A 21,706-nucleotide genomic window follows, 5' to 3' on the forward strand; every position below is an offset into this window, starting at 1 on the left:
CCCTTTCGGGCCCTTTTTCTGTGGCTCTATCGCTCAGGCGATGCCGAGTTCGGCCGGCGCTTCCGCGACCGCCAGGCTGTCGCCTTCGACCAGCACACCTTCGGCGAGGACGCGGCAATAGATGCCGCAATCGACATGGCCGTAATTCTTCATCAGCGCCTTCGGGATCTGCATGTCGCGCGCGCCTGTCTCGGGATCGACATTGGTCGCGGCGCAGCGCTCGATCCGCTTGATCACCTGCAGGCGCAGGCCACCGGGGCCGGTGAGCTCGCGGTCGACGAACTCGTTCTCCGCCCAGGGCGCGAGGCCGCTGACCATCAGATTGCCGCGGAAGCGCAAGGGATCGACCGGCCGCCCGAGCCGCTCTTCGAGATCGGCGACGCTGGCCAGGTTGATGATCGAGACGAAACCCGAGCGCGAATCGGTGAAGCGATAGGTCGGCGGTGCCGTCAGCAGCTTCGGCTCGCCGCGCAGTTCCTCGGGCATGAAGCCCGTGAAGAAGCGCGAGATCGCGGCGTGGCCCTCGTCGTTGGTTGTCGGCGCGCGCAGTACCTCCCGCCCGCCCTCGTGGATGACGAGATCGCCGCTGGCATCGTCGTAGCGCGTCTTGAGCCTGGCTAGCGACTCGTTGCGCATCAGCATCAGGTACTTGATCTTGGGCTGGTGCACGGGCTCGGCCGTATCGAAGCCGGAGGGGCCGTTCTCGATGGCGAAGAGCCGGTCGCCCGGAAAATAGCCGCCGGCCGGGAGCGCTGCGAGCTTCAGCCGTTCCGGCGAGAGCCCCTTCACGGGATAGCGGTAGAGCGTTTCGATGCGCATGGTCGGGTCCGGCAGTTCGAGATCTTCAGCGGCCCCAGCCCTCATCCTGAGGAGCAGGCCTCGGCCTGCGTCTCGAAGGATGCTCCAGATGTCTCCGGAACCTCCTGGAACATCCTTCAGACGCCGCCTTCGCGGCTCCTCAGGATGAGGGCTGGAGGAATAATGCATTCAGGTTGGTGGGGACCATATCCGCCTTCGGATGTTCTGACAGATCAAATTCTGTCTCCGTTTCGATCATTCCTCGGCATCTTCGCCATCGCTGACCGAGCGCTGGCAGCCCCAGCCGGCGAGCACGGCATCGGTCTCCTCGGCGACGAAGAAGCGGGCAGCATCGCGGTCGTAGCCCTCGCCCAGCAGGCGTTCGTAATCGGTATGGACGTGGCGGACATGGCTGCCGAGTGCGAGCCAGAGCGCAGTGGGCGGCGGCAGGTCCTTCATGTGGCGCCGCTCTGCCAGCGTGACCACGGCCTCGGCGTCGGAGAGCGGAATGCCCGGTGCCAGCGCTCTCAACGCCCGACGAATCGCCTGCTGTCGCTTGGTCCCGGCCATGTCCGATCTGCACCTTCCGCTTGCGTCAGGTCAATTCTGCGATGGACCCCTTCCGTTGCGTGAAAGCAACACTATCTTGGTGGGCGAGGGGCGGCCCATCGCGGCGCCCCATCCTGATGAAAGGGCAGCAGGTTTGCGTCGCTACGGGGCGCGGCTTGCGGGCGGAGATATCTGAATGAATATCGAGAAATATACGGATCGGGCGAAGGGCTTCCTCCAGGCGGCGCAGACGATCGCCTTGCGGGAGGGGAACCAGCAGTTCACCCCCGAGCATCTTCTGAAGGCCCTGCTCGACGACAACGAGGGCATGGCGGCCGGTCTGATCGACCGGGCCGGCGGCCAATCGCGCGTTGCGTTGCAACTGGTCGACCAGGCCTTGGCGAAGCTCCCGAAGGTCTCCGGCGGCTCGGGCGGACTCAACCTGACCCCCGGTCTGGCGCGCGTCTTCGACACCGCCGAGAAGGCGGCCGAGAAGGCCGGCGACTCGTTCGTCACGGTCGAGCGGCTGCTGCTCGCGCTCGCCGTCGAGAAGGACACCGAGGCCGGCAAGGCGCTGTCGAAGGCCGGCGTGACGCCGCAGGCGCTGAACGCGGCGATCGAGGCGATCCGCAAGGGCCGCACCGCCGATTCCGCTTCGGCCGAGCAGGCCTATGACGCGCTGAAGAAATATGCCCGCGACCTCACCGCTGCGGCGCGCGAGGGCAAGCTCGACCCCGTCATCGGTCGCGACGAGGAGATCCGCCGCACCATCCAGGTGCTGTCGCGCCGGACCAAGAACAATCCTGTCCTGATCGGCGAGCCCGGCGTCGGCAAGACCGCCATCGCCGAGGGCTTGGCGCTGCGCATCGTCAATGGCGACGTGCCCGAGAGCCTGAAGGACAAGGAATTGCTCGCGCTCGACATGGGCTCGCTCATCGCCGGCGCGAAATATCGCGGCGAGTTCGAGGAGCGGCTGAAAGCCGTGCTGACCGAGGTTTCGGCCTCGGATGGCGGCGTCATCCTGTTCATCGACGAGATGCACACGCTCGTCGGAGCCGGCAAGACCGACGGCGCGATGGATGCGTCGAACCTGCTGAAGCCTGCTCTGGCGCGCGGCGAATTGCACTGCGTCGGCGCGACCACGCTCGACGAGTACCGCAAGTACGTCGAGAAGGACGCGGCGCTGGCGCGGCGCTTTCAGCCGGTCTTCGTCGAGGAGCCCACGGTCGAGGACACCATCTCGATTCTGCGTGGCCTGAAGGAGAAATACGAGCAGCATCACCGTGTCCGCATCACGGATTCGGCGCTGGTCTCGGCCGCGACCCTGTCGAACCGCTACATCACAGACCGCTTCCTGCCCGACAAGGCGATCGACCTTGTCGACGAAGCCTCGGCGCGCCTGCGCATGCAGGTCGATTCCAAGCCCGAGGAGCTGGATTCGATCGACCGCGAGATCGTCCGCCTGAAGATCGAGCAGGAGGCGCTCAAGAAGGAGAGTGATGCGGGCTCGAAGGAGCGGTTGAAGCGGCTCGAATCCGAACTGGCTGATCTGGAGTCGCGCTCCGACACGATCACGGCCAAGTGGAAGGCCGAGAAGGACAAGCTGGGCGCGGCCGCGGAGATCAAGACCAAGCTCGACAACGCCCGCAACGAGCTCGCCCAGGCGCAGCGCAAGGGCGAGTACCAGCGGGCGGGCGAGCTCGCCTATGGCGAGATCCCGCAGCTTGAGAAGAAGCTGGCCGAGATCGAGGAGAAGGGCGAGAGCGCCGGCATGGTCGAGGAGGCGGTGACGCCCGATCACGTCGCCGCCGTCGTCTCGCGCTGGACCGGCGTGCCGGTCGACCGGATGCTCGAAGGCGAGAAGGAGAAGCTGCTCCGCATGGAGGAGGTTCTCGGCTCCCGCGTCGTCGGGCAGAAGGAAGCGGTTGAGGCGGTCTCGACCGCGGTCCGTCGCGCCCGCGCCGGCCTGCAGGACCCGAACCGTCCGATCGGCTCGTTCATGTTCCTGGGCCCCACCGGCGTCGGCAAGACCGAATTGACCAAGGCGCTGGCCTCGTTCCTGTTCGACGACGACACGGCGCTCGTGCGCATCGACATGTCCGAATACATGGAGAAGCACTCGGTTGCCCGGCTGATCGGCGCGCCTCCCGGCTATGTCGGCTATGAGGAGGGCGGGGCGCTGACGGAAGCGGTGCGGCGCCGGCCCTATCAGGTCGTGCTCTTCGACGAGGTCGAGAAGGCGCATCCGGACGTGTTCAACGTCCTGTTGCAGGTACTCGACGACGGCCGCCTGACAGATGGCCAGGGCCGCACCGTCGATTTCCGCAACGTGCTGATCATCATGACCTCGAATCTTGGTTCGGAGTTCCTGGTGAACCAGCCCGAGGGGCAGGACAGCGACGCGGTTCGCGACGAGGTCATGGGCGTGGTCCGCCACGCTTTCCGGCCGGAGTTCCTGAACCGGATCGACGACATCATCCTGTTCCATCGCCTGCGGCGGAAGGATATGGACGCGATCGTAGATATCCAGATGGCGCGGCTCCAGAAGCTGCTGACCGATCGCAAGATCACGCTCGAGCTCTCCAAGGAGGCGCGCGAGTGGCTGGCCGACAAGGGCTATGACCCGGCTTACGGCGCGCGCCCGCTGAAGCGCGTGATCCAGAAGTCGGTGCAGGATCCCCTCGCGGAAGCGATCCTCGGTGGCGAGATCGTCGATGGCGAGACCGTGCCGATCACCGTAGGCCCGGGCTCGCTGATGCTGGGGTCCGTTCCGGCGGTGAAGGAGAAGCGGCCGGCCGGCGTCGCGCTGAACTGACGCTCGTCGAACACACAAATGAGGAAAGGGCCGCGCAAGCGGCCCTTTCTTGTTTTTGGAGCTGGGTGTGCCCTAACCGCGCTTCAGCAGGAACACCGCCTGCGCGCCGAACAGGTTCCAGAACCACCAGGGCGCATTGACGCCGACCCGGCCACCGGCTGCGTCGAGCGCGACCGCACGCTCCTTGCGGGCGCCGATCTGGTCGCAGAGCGCGACGAAATCGCGGATCGTGCAGAAATGGATATTGGGAGTATCCCACCAGGCGTAGGGCAGGGAGTCCGTGACCGGCATCCGCCCCTGAAAGAAGACTTGGCTTCGCATCCGCCAATGCCCGAAATTCGGGAAGGAGACGATGGCGTGCCGGCCGATGCGCAGCATCTGTTCCAGCACGAGGCGCGGGTTGCGCGTCGCCTGGATCGTCTGGGAGAGGATGACGTAGTCGAACGAGTCGTCCGGGTAGTCGGCGAGGTCGGTATCGGCGTCGCCCTGGATCACGGAGAGCCCGCGGGCCACGCAATCCGCCACGCCCTCGCGCGACAGTTCGATCCCGCGCGCATCGACTTGCCGGCTTTCGGCCAATAGCGCCAGCAGGGCGCCGTCGCCGCAGCCGACATCGAGCACGCGTGTGCCCGGCTGCACCATCTCGGCGACGAGCATGAGGTCGATGCGGTTGGTCTGGTTGTCGCTAAAGGCCATCGTTTAAAGTCCGCGTGCCCGCGCCGCCGCGCAGATGAAGCCGCGCGTGGTGGCGAAAAGATTGGGCTCTTCCAGCAGGAAGGCGTCGTGGCCCTTGTCGCTCTCCAGCTCGACGAAGGAGACCGAGGCACCGGCTGCGTTGAGCGCATGGACGATGGCGCGCGAATCCGCCGTCGGGAACAGCCAGTCAGAAGTGAAGGAGGCCACGCAGAAACGTGTCTTCGTGCCGGTGAAGGCCCGCGCCAGCACGCCGTCATGATCGGCGGCGAGGTCGAAATAATCCATCGCGCGGGTGACGTAGAGATAGGAATTGGCGTCGAAGCGCTCGACGAAGCTCAGCCCCTGGTGGCGCAGATAGCTCTCGACCTGGAAATCCGCGTCGAAGGAGAAGGTCGGCGCTTCCCGATCCTGCAGCTTGCGGCCGAACTTGCGGTGCAGCGCCTGCTCCGAGAGATAGGTGATATGCGCGCCCATCCGCGCGACCGACAGCCCCTTGGCCGGGCGCGTGCCCTCTTCGAGATAGCGCCCCTGCCGCCATTCCGGATCGGCCATCACCGCCTGCCGGCCGACCTCGTGGAAGGCGATGTTCTGGGCGGAATGCTTGGCGCCGGTCGCCAGCGGCAGCGCCGAGAAGACGCGGGCCGGATAGCTCGCCGCCCATTGCAGCACCTGCATGCCGCCCATCGAGCCGCCGGCGACGCAGAACAGCGTCTCGATGCCCAAGGAGTCGACGAGCGCGGCCTGCGCCCGCACCATGTCGCGGATGGTCACGACCGGGAAGGACAGGCCCCAGGGTTTGCCCGTGGCCGGGTTGGTCGAGGCCGGCCCGGTCGTGCCGGTGCAGCCGCCGATGACATTGGCGCAGATCACGAAGAAGCGGTTGGTGTCGATCGGCTTGCCCGGCCCGATCATTGCCGTCCACCAGCCACCCTTGCCGGTGATCGGGTTGCGGCTCGCCACATATTGGTCGCCGGTCAGGGCATGGCAGACGAGGATGGCGTTGGACTTGGCGGCATTGAGTTCGCCGTAGGTCTGGTAGGCGATCTGCCAATGGTCCAGCACGACGCCGCAATCCATCAGCAAGGGCGTATCGGGCCCGAAGCGCGCGGCCGGGCTGGAGGGCTCGTTCGCCTCCTTCTGCGGATCGGCCAGGCTGGGGGAGAGATCGCTCATGTCGTCCGCTTCGGCAGTAGGATTTGTCTTGCCGGTCCAGGCGTTCGGAAAATCGAACTCTAGCGATGACCTGCCGAAGCGTTCCTGTCAACGCGGGACTGCGCAGCCGGCTTTGCCAAGGCGTTGCGGGAGCGCTAAGGAGCGTGGCCTTGCCGGAAAGCGCGTTGCCATGACCGAAGCCGCTCCCACCTCCCTTGCCGATCTGCGCGGTGAAATCGACCGCATCGACAGTGCGATGCATGCGCTGCTGATGGAGCGCTCCCAGGTCATCGAGACGCTGATCTCGATCAAGAAGACGCAGGCCTCCGGCTCCGCCTTCCGCCCCGGCCGCGAGGCCGACATCATGAAGCGCCTTGCCCTCAGCCATAAGGGCCTGCTGCCGCTCGACACGGTCGAGAGCGTCTGGCGCATCATCATCGCGACCTTCACCTATGTGCAGGCGAACTACTCGGTCCATGCCGATATCTCCGGCGGCGACGCGGCGATGCGCGATTCCGCCCGTTTCCATTTCGGCTTCACCGTCCCTTATGTCCCGCATGAGGATGCGCGCTCGGTCATTCGCGCGGTCGCCGAGTCGGCGGGCGATCTCGGCATCTTCCGCATGGATCAGGGCGCCAGCGCCGGCATCTGGTGGCGCGACCTGATCGGGGCCGATGCGCCCAAGATCATCGCGCGGCTGCCCTTCGTCGAGCGGCCGAACCACCCCGCGGGGACGCCGGTCTATTGCATCGCCAAGCCGCTGGCGGACGCCGCCGTGCGCGAGATCGTGCTCTATGCCGCCCGCGTCGAGCGCTGGTCTGAAAGCTTGCGCCACGGCCTTGCCGAGCATCTGGCCGAGGTCTCGGCCTCGGCTGCCGACGGCTCGCATCTCTCGCTGCTGGTCGCGGCCTCCGGCGAGGTCGATCAGGCCGCGATCCGGCAGGCCCTCGTGCCGGCCGGTCTCAGCGACTTCGCCGAGATCGGCAGCCACGCCGCCCGCTTCTCCGTCAAATCCGCCCGCTGAACGGGCTCGCCCCGCTCCCTGCTGCAAGGTCAATCGTCATGGCGATCCGCCCCACCCCGCGCCCCGGCGTCCTCGATATCGAGGCTTACGTCCCCGGCAAATCCGCCGCGCCTGCCGGCGTGAAGCTGCACAAGCTCTCCTCCAACGAGACCCCACTCGGCCCGAGCCCGAAGGCGATCGCCGCTTTCGAAGGTCTCGCCGCCAAGCTGGAGCTCTATCCCGACGGCACGTCGACCAAGCTCAAGCAGGCGATCGCTGCTCGCTATGGCCTCGATCCGGCGCGGATCATCTGCGGCAACGGCTCGGATGAACTGCTGGAGCTCGTCACCAAGGCCTATCTCGGCGCCGGCGACGAGGGCATCTACAGCGAGTACGGCTTCCTGGTTTACCGCATCGCCATTCTCGCCATGGGTGGCAAACCTGTCGTCGTGCCCGAGAAGAACTATACGGCCGATGTCGACGGCATCCTCGCGGCGGTGACGCCGAAGACGAAGATCGTCTTCCTCGCCAATCCCAACAACCCGACCGGCACCTATCTGCCCTTCGACGAGGTCAAGCGCCTGCAGGCCGGCCTGCCGCCGCATGTCCTGCTCGTGCTCGACGCCGCCTATGCCGAGTATGTCCGCCGCAACGACTACGCTTCCGGCATCGAACTCGTCGCCGAGAGCGAGAATGTCGTGATGACCCGGACCTTCTCGAAGATCTACGGCCTCGCCAATCTCCGCATCGGCTGGATGTATGCGCCGGCCCATATCATCGATGCGCTCGAGCGCATCCGCGGCCCGTTCAACGTCAACGGCGCCGCGATCGAGGCTGGTGCTGCCGCCGTCGCCGACGAGGCCCATGTCGCCGCGGCCCTCGAGCACAACGAAAAGTGGCTGGGCTGGACGACGGCCGAGCTGGAGAAGCTCGGGCTCACCGTCACGCCCTCGGTTGGCAATTTCGTGCTGATCCATTTCACGAAGACGGCCGGCAAGACCGCCAAGGAGGCCGACGCCTTCCTGACCCAGCGCGGCCTCATCCTGCGCGCCGTCGGCGGCTACGGCCTGCCGGATGCGCTGCGGATGACGATCGGCTCCGAGGAGGCGAACCGCCTCGTTGTCGCTGCGCTCGCCGACTTCCTCAAGGCGTGAGTGAAATGGCGGAAAGCTTCGCACCGCGCCGCTCCGAGCCGGTCTTCGCCCGGCTCGCCATCATCGGCATCGGGCTGATCGGCTCTTCGATCGCGCGCGCGGCGAAGGAGCTGAACCTCGCCGGCACGATTGTGCTGGCCGATCGCGACGAAGCCGTCCGCAAGCGGGCGCGCGAGCTCGGCCTCGGTCATACGGTCACTGAGACGGCGGCGGAAGCGGCCCGCGATGCCGATCACATCGTCCTTTGCGTGCCGGTCGGCGCCTGCGGGGAGGTCGCGGCCGAAATCGCGTCCGTGTTGAAGCCCGGTGCGATCGTCTCCGATGTCGGCTCGGTCAAGGGCTCGGTCGTCGAGGCCGTCTCGCCGCATCTGCCGGAGGGCGTCGCCTTCGTGCCGGCCCACCCGGTCGCGGGTACCGAGAATTCCGGCCCGGATGCCGGCTTTCCGAGCCTCTTCCTCAATCGCTGGTGCATCCTGACGCCGCCGGAAGGCACGGACGCTGCGGCCATCGCGAAAACCCGCCAGTTCTGGGAGGGGATGGGTGCGCTGGTCGAGGTGATGAGCGCGCAGCATCATGACCTCGTGCTCGCCGTCACCAGCCACCTGCCGCATCTCATCGCCTACAACATCGTCGGCACGGCCGAGGATCTGGAGGCGGTGACGCAGTCCGAGGTGATCAAGTTCTCGGCCGGCGGCTTCCGCGACTTCACCCGCATCGCGGCTTCCGACCCGACGATGTGGCGCGACGTCTTCCTGCACAACAAGGAGGCGGTGCTGGAGATGCTCGGCCGCTTCAACGAGGACCTCGCCCTGCTCACCCGCGCCATTCGCTATGGCGACGGCGAGACCTTGCACAAGCACTTCACCCGCACGCGCGCCATCCGCCGCGGCATCGTCGCGCTCGGTCAGGAGAAGCCCGAGACGGAGAAGCTGCGCAAGGATTGATGTCTGCCGCACGATGCCGTGTGGAGGCATTGTGCATGGTGTCGAGATTGGCTTGCCAAGCCCGACGGCGGCTGGTACAGCGCCACCCGTTGCCGCAATAGCTCAGCTGGTAGAGCACCTCATTCGTAATGAGGGGGTCGGGGGTTCGAATCCCTCTTGCGGCACCATTTCCCCTCAAGATTGAGTTGGCTGCGGTTCTTCGCAAAACCGGGCTGTTCAGCTGCTTCGGCGCGGCCGGAGGCTTCGTGGCGCGCGGCGAGCTCCAGCGCGTGCCTTGCCTGCGAGGGCTCCCAGGTCCAGCGCGACGGATTTGACGGAAATGTCGTCGGGATCGGTCCGGATCTCGAAACCCAGGTCGCGACAGAGCGCGAGCATCGGCGCGTTCTCCGCCAGGACCTGGCTATGGACGCGCTGCAGATTTTCGGCCTTGGCCCAGTCGATGATCAACTCCATCAGCGCCCGGCCGAGGCCGATGCCCTTCAGGTCGGAGCGCAGCAGGATCGCGTATTCAGCCTCGACATGGCCGGGGTCGGCATGGAGGCGGACGGCGCCGGCCGCTTCCCCGCTGCCCTCCTCGATGGCGATGAAGGCCATTTCCCGCGCGTAGTCGAGCTGGGTCAGGCGGGCGAGAAAGGCGTGGCTGAACGATTTCAGCGGCGCGAAGAACCGCAGTCGCAGATCTTCGGCGGTGACCCGCCCGAGCATCGCGCCGACCAGGAGCTCGTCCTCCGGTTTCATCGGACGTATGAGGAAGTGCCGCTCGCCGAGCGCAAGCTGTGACGTCCAATTGCCGGGATAGGGGCGGATCGCAGGACGACGGCGGCGCACTGGGTCCGGCTCCAGCACGACACGGGCATCGACGGCGACAGTGCCGCTCGCATCGGCGAGGATCGGATTGAGGTCCATCGCGCGGATCTGCGGAAGCGCCGAAGCGATGTTGCCGAGCGCCACCAGGACGGCTGCGATCGCGCGTCGGTCGGCCGCAGGAACATCGCGATAGGCGGCGAGGATGCGTGAGACGCGCGTCCGGGCGATCAGGTTCTCGGCCGAGGCGAGATCGAGCGGCGGCAAGGCGACATGCGTGTCGGCGATGAGCTCGGCCGCCGTGCCGCCGCGGCCGAAAACGACGACAGGACCGAAGCAGGGATCGACGGAGAAGCCGGCGATCAGCTCGCGCGCCTTGTTGCGATGCGCCATCGGCTGCACCATGAAACCCGTCAACCGTGCCTGGGGTCGTTCCTGTCGCAGACGTTCGGCCATGCGACCGGCGGCATTGCGGACGGCCTGTTCGTTGGCGAGGTCGAGCTCGACGCCGCCGACATCCGACTTGTGCGCGACATCTGGGGAGACGATCTTGAGGGCCACGGTGCGCCCGGCCGCGAACTGCGCCTTGGCGGCTTCGACAGCCGCCTCGGCATCGGCGGCGATGACGAGGCCGAGCGTTGGAATGCGAAACAGGGCCAGCAGCTCCGCGACCTCGTCCGGTTCCAGCCAACTGCGACCTTGAGCGATCGCCCGGTCGACGAGCGCCGTGGCGGCCACGATGTCCGGCTGAGCGCTGTCATCGAGCGCGGGTGGCGTCGCCATCAGTTCCTTGAGCAATCGCGCATGGCGCGTCAGGTGCTGGAAGCCGAGGATCGCATCTCGTTCGGTTGCGAAAGAGGGGATGCCGGCTGCCGCGAAAATCGCCGCTGTTTCCTCGCCGCCGCCGACCCAGACCGCCAGCACCGGCTTGTTCGCCGCAGATACGGAGCGTGCCTCGGCCAGAGCGTGCGCGCAATCCGCGGGGTCGTCCGGCGCCAGCGGTGCGTTGAGTGCCAGGACGGCGTCGACATCGCGCTCGGCGAGCAGGCGAGCCGAAGCTTCACGATAATCCTGTGCCGTCCGAACGATCGTCGGCTCATGGAACTGCCGGTCCGCGCCGCCAACCTGGCGCAATCGCGCCGCGGCCAACGCCGCCAGCCCCTCGCCATTGCTGAGGATGGCAAACCGGCCGGCATCCGCGGCGCGGGCGCGTCCCAACGTCTCGGCAGCTGCAAAGAGCTCGTCGAGGTCGCTCACGCGCAACAGGCCCGCACGATGGAAGGCAGCGTCATGCGCGGCGTCGCTGGTCACGATCAGGGCGGAATGCGTCAGGGCCGGCCAGGGCGGTTCCAGGCGCGGCGGCCGCAGCACCAGCACCGGCTTGAGCCTTGCGGCAGCGCGCGCCGACGAGAGAAAGCGCGAGGCGTCAGTGACGTCGTCGATCGCAAGCAGAATGGCGCGCGTCGCGGGATCGGCGCCGAAATGATCGAGGCAGTCGGCGATATCGACATCGGTGCCTTCTCCGAGGACGAGGGCGCCCGAAAATCCGATCCCGCGCCTCGCGGCCCAGGCCAGGATGCCGGCTGCGACCGAATTGGATTGCGCAACGAGGGCGAGCGAGCCCGCAGCCAGATGCACCGGAACGGCGGTAGCGTTCAGGCCGAGACGCGGCGCAGCAAGGCCGAGCGATGATGGGCCGATCAATCGGATGCCGGCGGTCCGTGCTGCAATCCGCAGGCGCTCGGCATCGGCGGCGGAACCGTCTGGCACGAGAAGCCCGGCGCTGCCGCTTCCGGCTGCCGCCAGGACCTGCTTGGCGGCTGCAGACGGCGCGATCAGGAGATCGCAGGGCGGCAGGGATCGAAACGCCGTCTCATCGGAAAGCACATTGAGCTCGCCGCGATAGGACCCCGCGCGGATCTGCGCCGCCAGCACATCCGTTTCGGGAGAGCCCGCAAGGACCGTGATCGTCCTTGGTTCAAGCGCGCGTCTGAGCAAGGCGAGCGTCATCGATCGGCGGTTCCGGTCCTCGAGGTCGACAGCAGACGCGATTCCCGGCCGCCAAGCCAGCGGTCCTTTGCGGGTACCCGGTTTGGAGCCGAGGCCGCCCGGCGCGCCAGCGCTGTCCACTCCATCGTACAGGTTTGGCGCATGCTTGGCCCGCATGATCGATCAAAGCGGATCGCCGGGCGGCGCTCTTGCTTCGGCAATTCCGGATCGGCCAACATCGGGCAGCGATGGCTGCGGCCCGAGCAAACGATCCCGGGAACGAGAGGCGAGGGCAGATGGGCGGACTCTTGATCATAGGCGGCCGTGTCGTCGATCCTGAAAGCGGCCATGACGGCATCGCCGATGTCGCCATCGTTGACGGGAAGATCGTCGCGATAGGCTCCGATCTCGGCCAAGCCGAGCGCGTCATCGATGCGCGGGGGCTGATTGTCGCGCCTGGCTTCATCGACCTGCATGCCCATGGCCAGTCGATTCCCGCCGACCGGATGCAGGCTTTCGACGGCGTGACCACCACGCTCGACCTGGAAGCCGGGGTGCTCCCCGTCGCGTCCTGGTATCGCCGGCAGGCGGAGCAGGGCCGCATCCTGAATTACGGCGCCGCGACGAATTGGGCTTTCGCGCGGATCGGCGCGATGATCGGGATCAACGAGGAATCGTCGCTCGAAGCGTTCGGGCGCGCCATGCGCGATCCACGCTGGATGGACAACATCTCTTCGCCCGCCGAGCAGCAGAACATCCTGGACCGCATCGCGGCCGGGCTCGACGAGGGCGGCATCGGCATCGGCATCCTGAACGCCTATGCACCTGGCGCGGGCGTGCAGGAGCTGACGGCATTGTGCCAGCTCGCGGCCGAGCGCGGCGTGCCGACCTTCACCCATATCGCCTACATGGCGAACACCGATCCGAAGAGCGCCGCGGAGGCCTATATCCGCCTCATCGGCTATGCCGGCGCAACCGGCGCGCATATGCACATCTGCCACTTCAACAGCTCCAGCAAGACCGATGTCGAGCGTTGTGCCCGGCTGATCAAGAAGGCGCAGGAACAGGGCCTGCCGATCACCGTCGAGGCCTATCCCTATGGCACCGGCTCGACCGTGATCGCCGCCGCGTTCTTCAGCGATCCGGAGTTCGAAAGCCGCAACGATACGCGCTATCAGCAGATCCAGCTCGTCACGAGCGGGCGCCGGATCCAGGACCGCGAGGACCTGCTGTCGGCGCAATCGGAGGATCCTTCGCAGCTCGTTCTCTGGCATGTGCTCGATACCGAGAACAACGCCCGTCACCGCGACATGCTCGACCTCTCCGTGATGTATCCCGGCGGCGCGATCGCATCGGATGCCATGCCTTGGTCGATGCCGGACGGATCGACTTATACCGGAGATGCCTGGCCCCTGCCGGACGAGGCGACCTCGCATCCGCGCTCGTCGGGCACCTTCACGCGCTTCCTGCGCCATTGGGTGCGCGAGCGGCAGGCGATCGGGCTCCGCGAGGGCATCGCGAAATGCACGCTGATCCCGGCCGAGATCCTGGCCGCGAGCACCCCGGCGATGCGCGAGAAGGGCCGGCTCAAGGCGGGGGCAGATGCAGATGTCGTCATCTTCGACCTGGACAGGCTGACCGATCGCGCCGAGTTCTCGGCGATGAACCGTCCGGCAGAAGGCGTGAAGCACCTTGTCGTCAGCGGCGAGCCGGTCATTACCGATGGGCTCATGAATGTCGCGGCCAGGCCGGGCCGGCCGGTGCGCCGCCCGTTCGGCGCGGCGGCTTGAGGCCATGCCGGTTCCGATCCTGCTGGTCACGGGCTTTCTCGGGGCCGGCAAGACGACGCTGGTCAATCATATCCTGCAGCAGGCAGACGGCCGCCGCATCGCGGCCGTCGTCAATGATTTCGGCGCCATCAATATCGATGCGGAGCTGATCGCCGGCGCGGAGGATGGCGTCGTCAGCCTCGCCAATGGCTGCATCTGCTGCTCGCTGGAAGGCGACCTGCTGCGGACTCTCGCCAATCTCCTGAGGCGGACGCCGCGGCCGGAAGCCATCGTGATCGAGACCAGCGGCGTCGCCGATCCCGAGGACATCATCCGCAACCTGATGGATCCGGTGATCTTGCGCGAGGCCCCATTGGAGACGGTGCTGTGCGTCGCCGATGCCGCATCGCCGGAGGCGGAACTCGGCGATCCCCTGCTGCTGAGCCAGTTGCGGGCTGCCGATCTCGTCGCTCTCAGCAAGGGCGATCTCGTCGATGAGCCGACCTTCGAGGCGCGCCGCAGCGCCCTGTCGCAGATCAATCGCAGGGCCGCCCTCATCGAGGCGACGGGTGGCGCTATCCCGCTCGACCTCGTCTTTCCCGAGGTCGGGATGTATCGCGAGCGGACGGCCCGCCCGAAGAGGCCGAGCATCGATCGTTTCGAGAGCTTCAACTGGACGTCCGAGGAGCCGATCTCGCTCGCCGGCTTCCAGCAGGCGATCGGCCGGCTCTCGTCGCGCCTCGTTCGTGCGAAAGGACTTCTTGAGACGATCGAGAAGCCGGGTTGCCGCTATCTCTTCCAGCTCGCGGGCGGCAAGGCCACATTGGTGCCGTTTGATCGAAACGATCCGGCGCAGGCCGGCACGCGCATCGTCTTCATCGCCGAGATCGACAAGATCACTCAATCGGAAATCGATGAGGCCATGAGCCGGACGGGACCAAAGAGCGGGCAGGCAGCGCGCGGCGGCCCCGCAGGTCTTTGAGGCCGAGCATTGCGGTCTGCCGGCTTCTCACGGCGAGGCCGCCGAGGCGCCGGGCATCGCTGTCGGCCGATATATCTCTGGGCCGACAGGAACGCTGGCTTGGATGAAGCCGGCAGTCGAAGCGCTTACCGAACTGGCGGGGCGTATTGCAGGCCGCCCTTGGACCATAGATTATTGGCGCCACGCGGGATGCCCAGCGGGGAGGACGGCCCGAGATATTTCTCGTAGCTCTCGCCGTAATTGCCGACCTGCTTGACGATCCGATAGGCCCAGTCCTTGGTCAGCCCGAGGCCCTCGCCGAGATTGCCCTCGACGCCGAGGAAACGCTTGATCTCGGGATTGGCCGATTTCGCTTGCTCGTCGACATTGGCCGAGGTGAGGCCGAGCTCCTCGGCATTGACCATCGCGTAATGCGTCCAGCGGACGATATTGGCCCAGGCTTCGTCGCCACGGCGCACCGCCGGTCCGAGTGGCTCCTTAGAGATGAGCTCCGGCAGGATCACGAAATCCTGTCCGTTGGCGACCTTCAGGCGATAGGCGTAGAGCGCCGATGCATCGGTGGTGAAGACGTCGCAGCGGCCGGTCTCGAAGGCCTTGATCGCCTCGTCGCCCGAGGCGAAGCTCACCGGCTCGTATTTCAGCCCGTTCTTCTGGAAGAAATCGGCGATGTTCAGTTCGGTCGTCGTGCCGCCCTGCACGCAGACCGTCGCGCCGCCCAGATCCTTCGCGGATTTGATCCCGAGCGACTTTTTGACCATCAGCGCCTGCCCGTCGAAATAGGTGATCGCCGAGAAGGACAGGCCGAGCGTCGTGTCGCGCGAGAGCGACCAGGTGGTCTGGCGCGAAAGCACGTCGACCTCGCCCGATTGCACGACCGCAAAGCGATCCTTCGGGTTGAGCGAGATGTATTTGACCTTCGTGGCATCGCCCAGGACCGTTGCGGCGACGGCGCGGCAGAGATCGACATCGAGCCCGCCCCATTGTCCCTGCGCATTCGGCAGCGAGAAACCGGGAACGCCGGGGCTCGTCCCGCAGATCAACTCGCCGCGTTCCTTGACCTTTTCCAGCGTGCCGGCCTGTGCAGACACGGCCGACGCCACGATCGCCGCTACTGCGAAAGCAGCATGGAATGCCTTCATCGTTTCCTCCCGTTGATTTTTTTAAAAGGACATAAGACTAGCCTATTGATGTTTGATGTGGTCGTCAACAGCCGGCCTTCATTCGGCTTCGAAAGCCTGTCGCCGCGTCAGCGATAGGATTTGAAGCAGCGGACCTGTGCTGATCATCGTCGACCTAATACGCCGTGGCGCTCGACACGTCCGCGGCAGGTTGTTATAGGCCATAAAACTGAACTAATAGATTTGTGCCGGTCGTGCGGGAGAAACTGAAATGGGCGATATGACGCTTCACTGGTCGCCACGGTCCCCCTTCGTGCGGAAGGTGATGGTCGCCGCCCATGAACTGGGCCTCACCGATCGATTGACGCTGCGGCGCACGGTCGTCCAGATGACGAAACCGAACCCGGACCTGCTGCCCGACAATCCGCTGAGCAAGATCCCGACCTTGATCCTGGCCGATGGATCGGTGCTGATCGATTCCGGCCTGATCTGCGAATATCTCGATTCACTCGCCGGCGGCGGGATCATCATTCCCGCATCGGGGCCTGGGCGCTGGAACGAGCTCAGCAGGCACGCGCTCGCGACCGGACTTCTCGACGTGCTGATCCTCTGGCGTAACGAGCGCAACAAGCCGGCCGAGAAGCAGACGGCTGAATGGCTGTCGAGCTTCGCCACCAAGGCCGCCGCCGCACTGGCGCGTTTCGAGAACGAGGCCGGGCCGATCGCGCCGGGGCCGTTGCAGCTTTCGGGGATCGCACTCGGCTGCTGCCTGTCCTATCTCGATTTCCGCTTCACCGATCTCGATTGGCGGGCCAGCCAGCCGCGGCTTGCGCAATGGCATGATGCCTTCCGCCAGCGCCCGTCGGCGATCGCCACGGAGGTCAGGGACGATGGCTGAAATCCGGCGCCAGGGCCCCTTGAGCCATGTCCGTGTCCTCGATCTCAGCCGGATCATGGCCGGTCCATGGGCAACCCAGATCCTGGCCGATCTCGGCGCCGATGTGATCAAGGTCGAGCGCCCGGAGGCCGGTGACGACACCCGCGCCTGGGGGCCGCCCTACCTCAAGGACGAGGCCAGCAATCCGACCAGCGAAGCCGGCTACTATCTCTCGGTCAACCGCGGCAAGCGCTCGATCACCGTCGATATCACCAGCGCGAGAGGGCAGGATATCATCCGCAAGCTGGCGGCCAAGAGCGATATCGTCGTCGAGAACTACAAGGTCGGCACGCTCAAGCGCTACGGGCTAGACTACGAGGCGCTGAAGGCGATCAATCCGCGGCTGATCTTCGCCTCGGTGACCGGCTTTGGCCAGAGCGGCCCGCGGAAATCGGCCGCGGCCTATGATTTCGCGATCCAGGCCATGGGCGGGCTGATGAGCGTGACCGGGGAGCGCGAGGGCATGCCGGGCGCCGGCCCGCAAAAGGTCGGCGTTCCCATCGTCGATATCATGACCGGCATGTACACGGCGGTCGGCGTGCTCGCCGCGCTGGTCCGGCGCAACGAGACCGGGCGGGGCGACAATATCGACCTCGCCATGCTGGACGTTCAGACCGGCTTCCTGGCCAACCAGGCGATGAACTGGCTGGTTTCCGGGCGCGCGCCGGTGCGCGGCGGCAACCGCCATCCCAACATCCAGCCGCAGGACGTCTTCCCCTGTGCAGACGGCTTCATCGTGCTGGCGGTCGGCAATGACGGCCAGTTCGCCAAGCTCTGCGAGGCCCTGGGCGAGCCGCAATGGGCGCGCGATCCGCGCTTCGCCACCAATCCAGCGCGGGTGACCAATCATGGCCTGCTCGATCCGTTGTTGCGCGCCGCCTTCGGTCGCTTCGATCGCGCTGCGCTCATTGCCACGCTCGATGGCGTCGGCGTGCCCTGCGCACCGATCAACACGGTGCCGGAAGTGTTCGACGATCCGCAGGTCAGGCATCGCGGCATGCTGCGCAACTTGCCGCATCCGCTCGCCGGGACGGTTCCGCAGGTCGTGAGCCCCTTGAATTTCGAGAACGAGCCGCTCTCGTTCGATCGTCCGCCGCCCTTACTCGGGCAGCATACCGACGAGATCCTCCGCGATATCGGCCTGGCCGAGCAAGCCTGATGGAACAGAGAATGGGGCGCCTCCACCTTCCGGCCGTCGATGAAATGACCGCCGATCAGCGCAAGGTCTATGACGAGGTCGTCTCCGGCCCGCGCGGGCGATTGGTTGGGCCGCTGCGCGCCGTGATCCACAGCCCGGAGCTCGCCACGCGCTGGTCTCGGCTCGGCGAGTTCCTGCGCTATTCGACGCTGTTGCCGGCCAGGCTCAACGAACTCGCCATCATCGTCGTCGGCCGCCACTGGAACAGCCAGTTGGAATTCCACATCCATGCGGAAGCGGCGAAGGTCGCTGGCCTTGCTGCGGACTGCATCGAGGCTATCCGCCTGGGCCAGGCGCCGGTCTTCGCCGCGGATGAGGAGCGGGAGATCTATGAATATGCCCGCCTGCTCGTGCAGACGGGAACCGTGCCCGACGACGTGCATGAAGCGATCGTCGAGCGCTGGGGGCCGCGCGGCGCCGTCGAGCTGACCGGCGTGATCGGCTATTACACGATGGTGTCGATGACGCTGAACGCGCACGGAATTCCGCTTCCGGATGGAGCGGCGCCGCCTCTCCCCAAGTTGCAGGACGGGCCGACGCGTTTGCCGGCCGCCGAGGAAACGCGCCGTGACTGAGACGGTTGACCCGAGATCGCATCGGGCCCCTCGTTGGACGTTGCCGGCCGGCGCCTGCGACTGCCACGCCCATGTCTTCGGCCCCTACGATTGCTTCCCGGTCTCGCATCCGATGCATTACGTCGCGCCGCTGGCTCCGGCCATGGCGCATCGCGACATGCTGGAGCGGATCGGCCTGACCCATGGTGTCCTCGTTCAACCCGGCGCCTATGGCGAGGACCCATCGCCGATCCTCGATGCTTTGGCGCAAGCTGGTGGGCGCTTGCGTGGCATCGCCGCGGCGAGCGAACAGGTCCCGCAGGCCGATCTCGACACCTGGCACGCGGCAGGCATTCGCGGCCTGCGTTTCAATGACATGACGGTGCCCGGCGGCATCGGCCCGTTTCCCGGTTCGGTCGGCACGGACAATCTCGCGGCGATGGCTCCCGGCATGCGGGCGAGGGGCTGGCACGCGGAAATCTGGGCCGGAATCGACCGGCATGTCGCGAACCTGCCACTCTATCGCGCCAGCGGCCCCCCGATCGTGCTGGATCATATGGCCGGCTTGCAAATCGCGCGCGGACTGGACGACCCCTCGTTCAAGGCGATCCTCGATGCGCTCCGGGAGGGCTGGCTCTGGATCAAGCTTGTCCTGTGCCGCTGCTCGCAGGATTTTCCGGATTATGCCGATGCCCGGCCATTCCATGATGCGCTCATTGCCGCCAACCCCGAACGGGTGATCTGGGGCTCGGACTGGCCGCATCTGCGCCTCGCCGAGCGGGTGCCCGATATCGGGCATCTGCTCGATCTCTTCGCCGAATGGGTTCCGAATGAGACGCTGCGGCGCCAGATTCTCGTCGACAATCCCCGTAAGCTCTACGGGCTCTGATGCCGGCCGGAAGCCGCGTTCGATACGGAGTTTCAGATGGCCAACGCTCTTGAATGCCTGACGGTCGAGGTCAGCGATTTCGTCGCGACGGTGACGATCGACCGCCCCCCGGTCAACGCGCAGAACCGCCTGTTCCGCGAGGAGATCGTCACCGTCTTCGATATGCTGAGCGACCGCGCCGACGTGCGGGCAATCGTGCTGACCGGCGCCGGAAAGACCTTTTCGGCCGGCGCCGATCTGAAGGAGCGGCCCGGCCTGGCGCAGGAGCCGGGCGCCTATCCCCGCCATAACCGCCTGGTGCGCGCCTCCTTCGACACTGTGATGGAATGTTCCAAGCCGGTCATCGCCGCAGTCAATGGTGCGGCGATCGGCGCCGGCTGCGTGCTGGCCTTATGCTGCGACATCATCCTCGTGGCGGAGGAGGCCTTCTTCGCGATGACCGAGGTCGATGTCGGGCTGGCCGGCGGCGTCAGCCATGTCAGGCGCTTCTTCCGGGAATCCGATGCGCGGATGCTGATCTATACGGCGCGCCGGGTGCGCGGCGCCGAGCTTTACCGGATGGGCGTCGCCTCGGATTGCGTGCCGGCTGAGCGCCTGCTCGTGCTGGCGCAGGAGATCGCGCGCGAGATTGCCGCGAAAAGCCCATCGGCCGTCCAGGCCGCCAAGCGCTCCTTCAACGTCACCGAGGGTCTCGAACTGCGCGACGGCTATCGCTTCGAGCAGTCGCAGACCGTGGCGCTGGCATCCTCCGAGGATACCAGGGAGGCGCAGCGCGCCTTCGCCGAGAAGCGCAAGCCCGTCTTCGGAGGCCGCTAGATGGGCACGGCCGACACCGTCGCAATCCACCGCGCTTCCGATGGTGTCGCAGTCATCACGCTGAACCGCCCGGAGCGTCGCAACGCGCTCAATCTCGACATCAAGGCGCGCATCGCCGATGCGGTCCTGGCGCTCGAGGCCGACATCAACGTGCGCGTCATCGTCCTCACCGGCGCGGGCGGCTATTTCATCGCCGGCACGGATATCGCCGAGATGGAATTGATGAGCCCGGCCCAGCATCAGGCGCTCGCGACCGACCGGATGTTCACGGTGCTGCGGCGCTGCCAGAAGATTCTGATCGCGGCGGTCGAGGGCTATGCATTGGGCGGTGGCTGCGAGACGGCTCTGTGCTGCGACATGATCGTCGCCGGCGAGGGCGCCCGCTTCGGTCAGCCGGAAATCCGCGTCGGCATTATGCCCGGTGCCGGCGGCACCCAGCGCCTGCTGCGGGCCATCGGCAAGTACCGCACCATGAAGTTGGCCCTGACGGGCGAGCCGCTCACCGCGAGCGAAGTCTTCCAGGCCGGCTTGCTCTCGGAGATCGTGCCTGATGGCAGCGCCCTCGACCGCGCTCTGGCCATCGCCCGGACCGTGGCCGCGATGCCGCCGCTCGCCGTCCAGGCGATCAAGGAGGTCGTGCAACTCGGGCAGGACGTGCCGCTGGAGACGGCGCTCGCGCTGGAGCGCAAGGCCTTCGTCCAGCTTTTCGACACGCAGGACCAAAAAGAGGGAATGCGTGCCTTTCTGGAGAAGCGTTCGCCGCAGTTCAAGGGAAGCTGATCGCTATCGCAGCTTCACGTCGAATTTGACGACATCCCCGCGATAGATGCCCTTGGCGTCGAGCACCAGCGTGCCGTCCTGGTCCAGTGCCTGCCGGTGGACGAAGGCGACCGGCGAATCCAGCGAAATCGCGAGCGCCTCGCTGGTCTCGATATCCGCGGTGCCGATCGTCAGCGTCTGGCGCGCATCGATGATCTCGACGCCTTCGACCTCCGAGATCAGGCGCAGGGCGGTCTTCGATTCGAGGTCGCGCTGGGTGATGCGATCGCGCAGCCGCTCGTCGATATGGAGATCGGCTAGGAGGAAGGGCTGTCCATGCCGCCAGTGACGCCGCCGGACATGTCGGTAGGCCGGGGCCAGCGTGCCGATCTGCTCCTCGAAGGCGTGAAGTACGACATCCGGCTCGTCATGAAGGATCTCGATCGTCGCGTCGTAGTTCGGGCGCAGCAGACCAGACCAGTCGGTGCCGACTGCGCACCACAGATTCTCCGCCGGCCGGCGGCGTACGAACGTGCCGCGCGCACGATAGCGCTCGATCAACTGCTCATCTTCGAGCAGGTCGAGCGCCTGGCGGATGGTCGCCCGCGCCACCCCGCATTCGACGGCCAACTCGTCGACGGTCGGAATTTGAGCGCCGACCTGCCATTGCCCCGCCTCGATCCGGCGGCGGAACAGCGTCGCGAGCTGGTGATAGCGGGAAATGCCGGTTCGTTTGAAATCCAGCGGCTTCGAAGAAACGCTGCGGACGATCATGCGGCT

At 66.3% G+C, this 21,706-nt stretch carries 19 protein-coding genes and 1 tRNA gene; 13 read left to right on the plus strand and 7 right to left on the minus strand.

The window, feature by feature from the left end:
- Positions 1-33: 33 nt before the first annotated feature.
- Together Q0Q36_RS04160 and Q0Q36_RS04165 are read right to left on the minus strand one after the other, a co-directional pair.
- A complete protein-coding gene (locus Q0Q36_RS04160) occupies positions 34-819 on the minus strand; it encodes an MOSC domain-containing protein (RefSeq protein WP_293795756.1) in 786 nt (261 codons plus the stop codon).
- A gap of 234 nt (positions 820-1,053) precedes the next feature.
- Positions 1,054-1,368, minus strand: a complete 315-nt coding sequence (locus Q0Q36_RS04165) for a DUF2293 domain-containing protein (RefSeq protein ID WP_293795758.1) — start codon at positions 1,366-1,368, stop codon at positions 1,054-1,056.
- Positions 1,369-1,543: 175 nt separating this feature from the next.
- On the opposite strand from Q0Q36_RS04165, the gene clpB reads away from it, so the two are divergent.
- Positions 1,544-4,162 (plus strand): ATP-dependent chaperone ClpB, encoded by a 2,619-nt coding sequence (clpB, locus tag Q0Q36_RS04170; RefSeq protein ID WP_293795760.1) that lies wholly within the window; start codon positions 1,544-1,546, stop codon positions 4,160-4,162.
- A 72-nt stretch (positions 4,163-4,234) separates the two neighbouring features.
- Here clpB and metW read toward each other — a convergent pair whose 3' ends face one another.
- Both metW and Q0Q36_RS04180 read right to left on the minus strand, forming a co-directional pair.
- Positions 4,235-4,858 (minus strand): methionine biosynthesis protein MetW, encoded by a 624-nt coding sequence (gene metW / locus Q0Q36_RS04175; protein ID WP_293795761.1) that lies wholly within the window; start codon positions 4,856-4,858, stop codon positions 4,235-4,237.
- 3 nt (positions 4,859-4,861) lie between these two features.
- On the minus strand, positions 4,862-6,031 hold the full coding sequence (locus tag Q0Q36_RS04180) for a homoserine O-acetyltransferase (RefSeq protein WP_293795762.1): 1,170 nt from the start codon (positions 6,029-6,031) through the stop codon (positions 4,862-4,864).
- A gap of 169 nt (positions 6,032-6,200) precedes the next feature.
- Here Q0Q36_RS04180 and Q0Q36_RS04185 point away from each other — a divergent pair, with 169 nt between their 5' ends.
- From Q0Q36_RS04185 to Q0Q36_RS04200, 4 genes are all read left to right on the plus strand, one after another.
- A complete protein-coding gene (locus Q0Q36_RS04185; protein ID WP_293795763.1) occupies positions 6,201-7,034 on the plus strand; it encodes a chorismate mutase in 834 nt (277 codons plus the stop codon).
- Between the two features lie 32 nt (positions 7,035-7,066).
- Positions 7,067-8,167, plus strand: coding sequence for a histidinol-phosphate transaminase (hisC, locus tag Q0Q36_RS04190; RefSeq protein WP_293795803.1), 1,101 nt, complete (start codon positions 7,067-7,069; stop codon positions 8,165-8,167).
- 5 nt (positions 8,168-8,172) lie between these two features.
- Positions 8,173-9,111, plus strand: a complete 939-nt coding sequence (locus Q0Q36_RS04195; protein ID WP_293795765.1) for a prephenate/arogenate dehydrogenase family protein — start codon at positions 8,173-8,175, stop codon at positions 9,109-9,111.
- Between the two features lie 91 nt (positions 9,112-9,202).
- Positions 9,203-9,278 (plus strand) — tRNA-Thr (locus Q0Q36_RS04200).
- Positions 9,279-9,327: 49 nt separating this feature from the next.
- On the opposite strand, the gene Q0Q36_RS04205 is transcribed toward Q0Q36_RS04200, so the two are convergent.
- Positions 9,328-11,925, minus strand: a complete 2,598-nt coding sequence (locus Q0Q36_RS04205; RefSeq protein ID WP_293795767.1) for a GNAT family N-acetyltransferase — start codon at positions 11,923-11,925, stop codon at positions 9,328-9,330.
- A gap of 275 nt (positions 11,926-12,200) precedes the next feature.
- Between Q0Q36_RS04205 and Q0Q36_RS04210 the strand changes: the two genes are divergently transcribed.
- Positions 12,201-13,694, plus strand: a complete 1,494-nt coding sequence (locus Q0Q36_RS04210; protein ID WP_293795769.1) for an amidohydrolase family protein — start codon at positions 12,201-12,203, stop codon at positions 13,692-13,694.
- A 4-nt stretch (positions 13,695-13,698) separates the two neighbouring features.
- Entirely contained in the window at positions 13,699-14,655 is a 957-nt protein-coding gene (locus Q0Q36_RS04215) for a GTP-binding protein (RefSeq protein ID WP_293795771.1), read from the plus strand.
- Positions 14,656-14,780: 125 nt separating this feature from the next.
- Here the strand turns inward: Q0Q36_RS04215 and Q0Q36_RS04220 are convergent, their stop codons facing one another.
- The gene (locus tag Q0Q36_RS04220) at positions 14,781-15,794 is read right to left on the minus strand and encodes an amino acid ABC transporter substrate-binding protein (protein WP_293795773.1); all 1,014 of its coding nucleotides are present in this window, start codon (positions 15,792-15,794) and stop codon (positions 14,781-14,783) included.
- Between the two features lie 250 nt (positions 15,795-16,044).
- Here Q0Q36_RS04220 and Q0Q36_RS04225 point away from each other — a divergent pair, with 250 nt between their 5' ends.
- Genes Q0Q36_RS04225 through Q0Q36_RS04250 form a run of 6 tightly spaced genes read left to right on the plus strand, consistent with a single transcriptional unit; the run spans position 16,045 to position 20,947 of the window.
- Positions 16,045-16,671: a glutathione S-transferase family protein gene (locus Q0Q36_RS04225; protein ID WP_293795775.1), complete on the plus strand. Its 627-nt coding sequence runs from the start codon at positions 16,045-16,047 to the stop codon at positions 16,669-16,671.
- Positions 16,664-17,869, plus strand: a complete 1,206-nt coding sequence (locus Q0Q36_RS04230) for a CaiB/BaiF CoA-transferase family protein (RefSeq protein WP_293795776.1) — start codon at positions 16,664-16,666, stop codon at positions 17,867-17,869. The genes Q0Q36_RS04225 and Q0Q36_RS04230 overlap by 8 nt, the downstream gene beginning before the upstream one ends.
- 44 nt (positions 17,870-17,913) lie before the next feature.
- Positions 17,914-18,483, plus strand: a complete 570-nt coding sequence (locus Q0Q36_RS04235; protein ID WP_293795777.1) for a carboxymuconolactone decarboxylase family protein — start codon at positions 17,914-17,916, stop codon at positions 18,481-18,483.
- Positions 18,476-19,351: an amidohydrolase gene (locus tag Q0Q36_RS04240; protein ID WP_293795778.1), complete on the plus strand. Its 876-nt coding sequence runs from the start codon at positions 18,476-18,478 to the stop codon at positions 19,349-19,351. Before Q0Q36_RS04235 ends, Q0Q36_RS04240 begins: the two co-directional genes overlap by 8 nt.
- Before the next feature lie 36 nt (positions 19,352-19,387).
- Positions 19,388-20,167, plus strand: coding sequence for an enoyl-CoA hydratase/isomerase family protein (locus Q0Q36_RS04245; protein WP_293795779.1), 780 nt, complete (start codon positions 19,388-19,390; stop codon positions 20,165-20,167).
- A complete protein-coding gene (locus Q0Q36_RS04250; RefSeq protein ID WP_293795780.1) occupies positions 20,168-20,947 on the plus strand; it encodes an enoyl-CoA hydratase-related protein in 780 nt (259 codons plus the stop codon). It abuts the gene before it with no gap.
- 3 nt (positions 20,948-20,950) lie between these two features.
- Here the strand turns inward: Q0Q36_RS04250 and Q0Q36_RS04255 are convergent, their stop codons facing one another.
- Entirely contained in the window at positions 20,951-21,700 is a 750-nt protein-coding gene (locus Q0Q36_RS04255) for a GntR family transcriptional regulator (protein ID WP_293795781.1), read from the minus strand.
- Positions 21,701-21,706: the final 6 nt, after the last annotated feature.

Origin of the sequence: uncultured Allobosea sp., assembly GCF_945957345.1 — a bacterium.
Classification (GTDB): Bacteria; Pseudomonadota; Alphaproteobacteria; order Rhizobiales; family Beijerinckiaceae; genus Allobosea.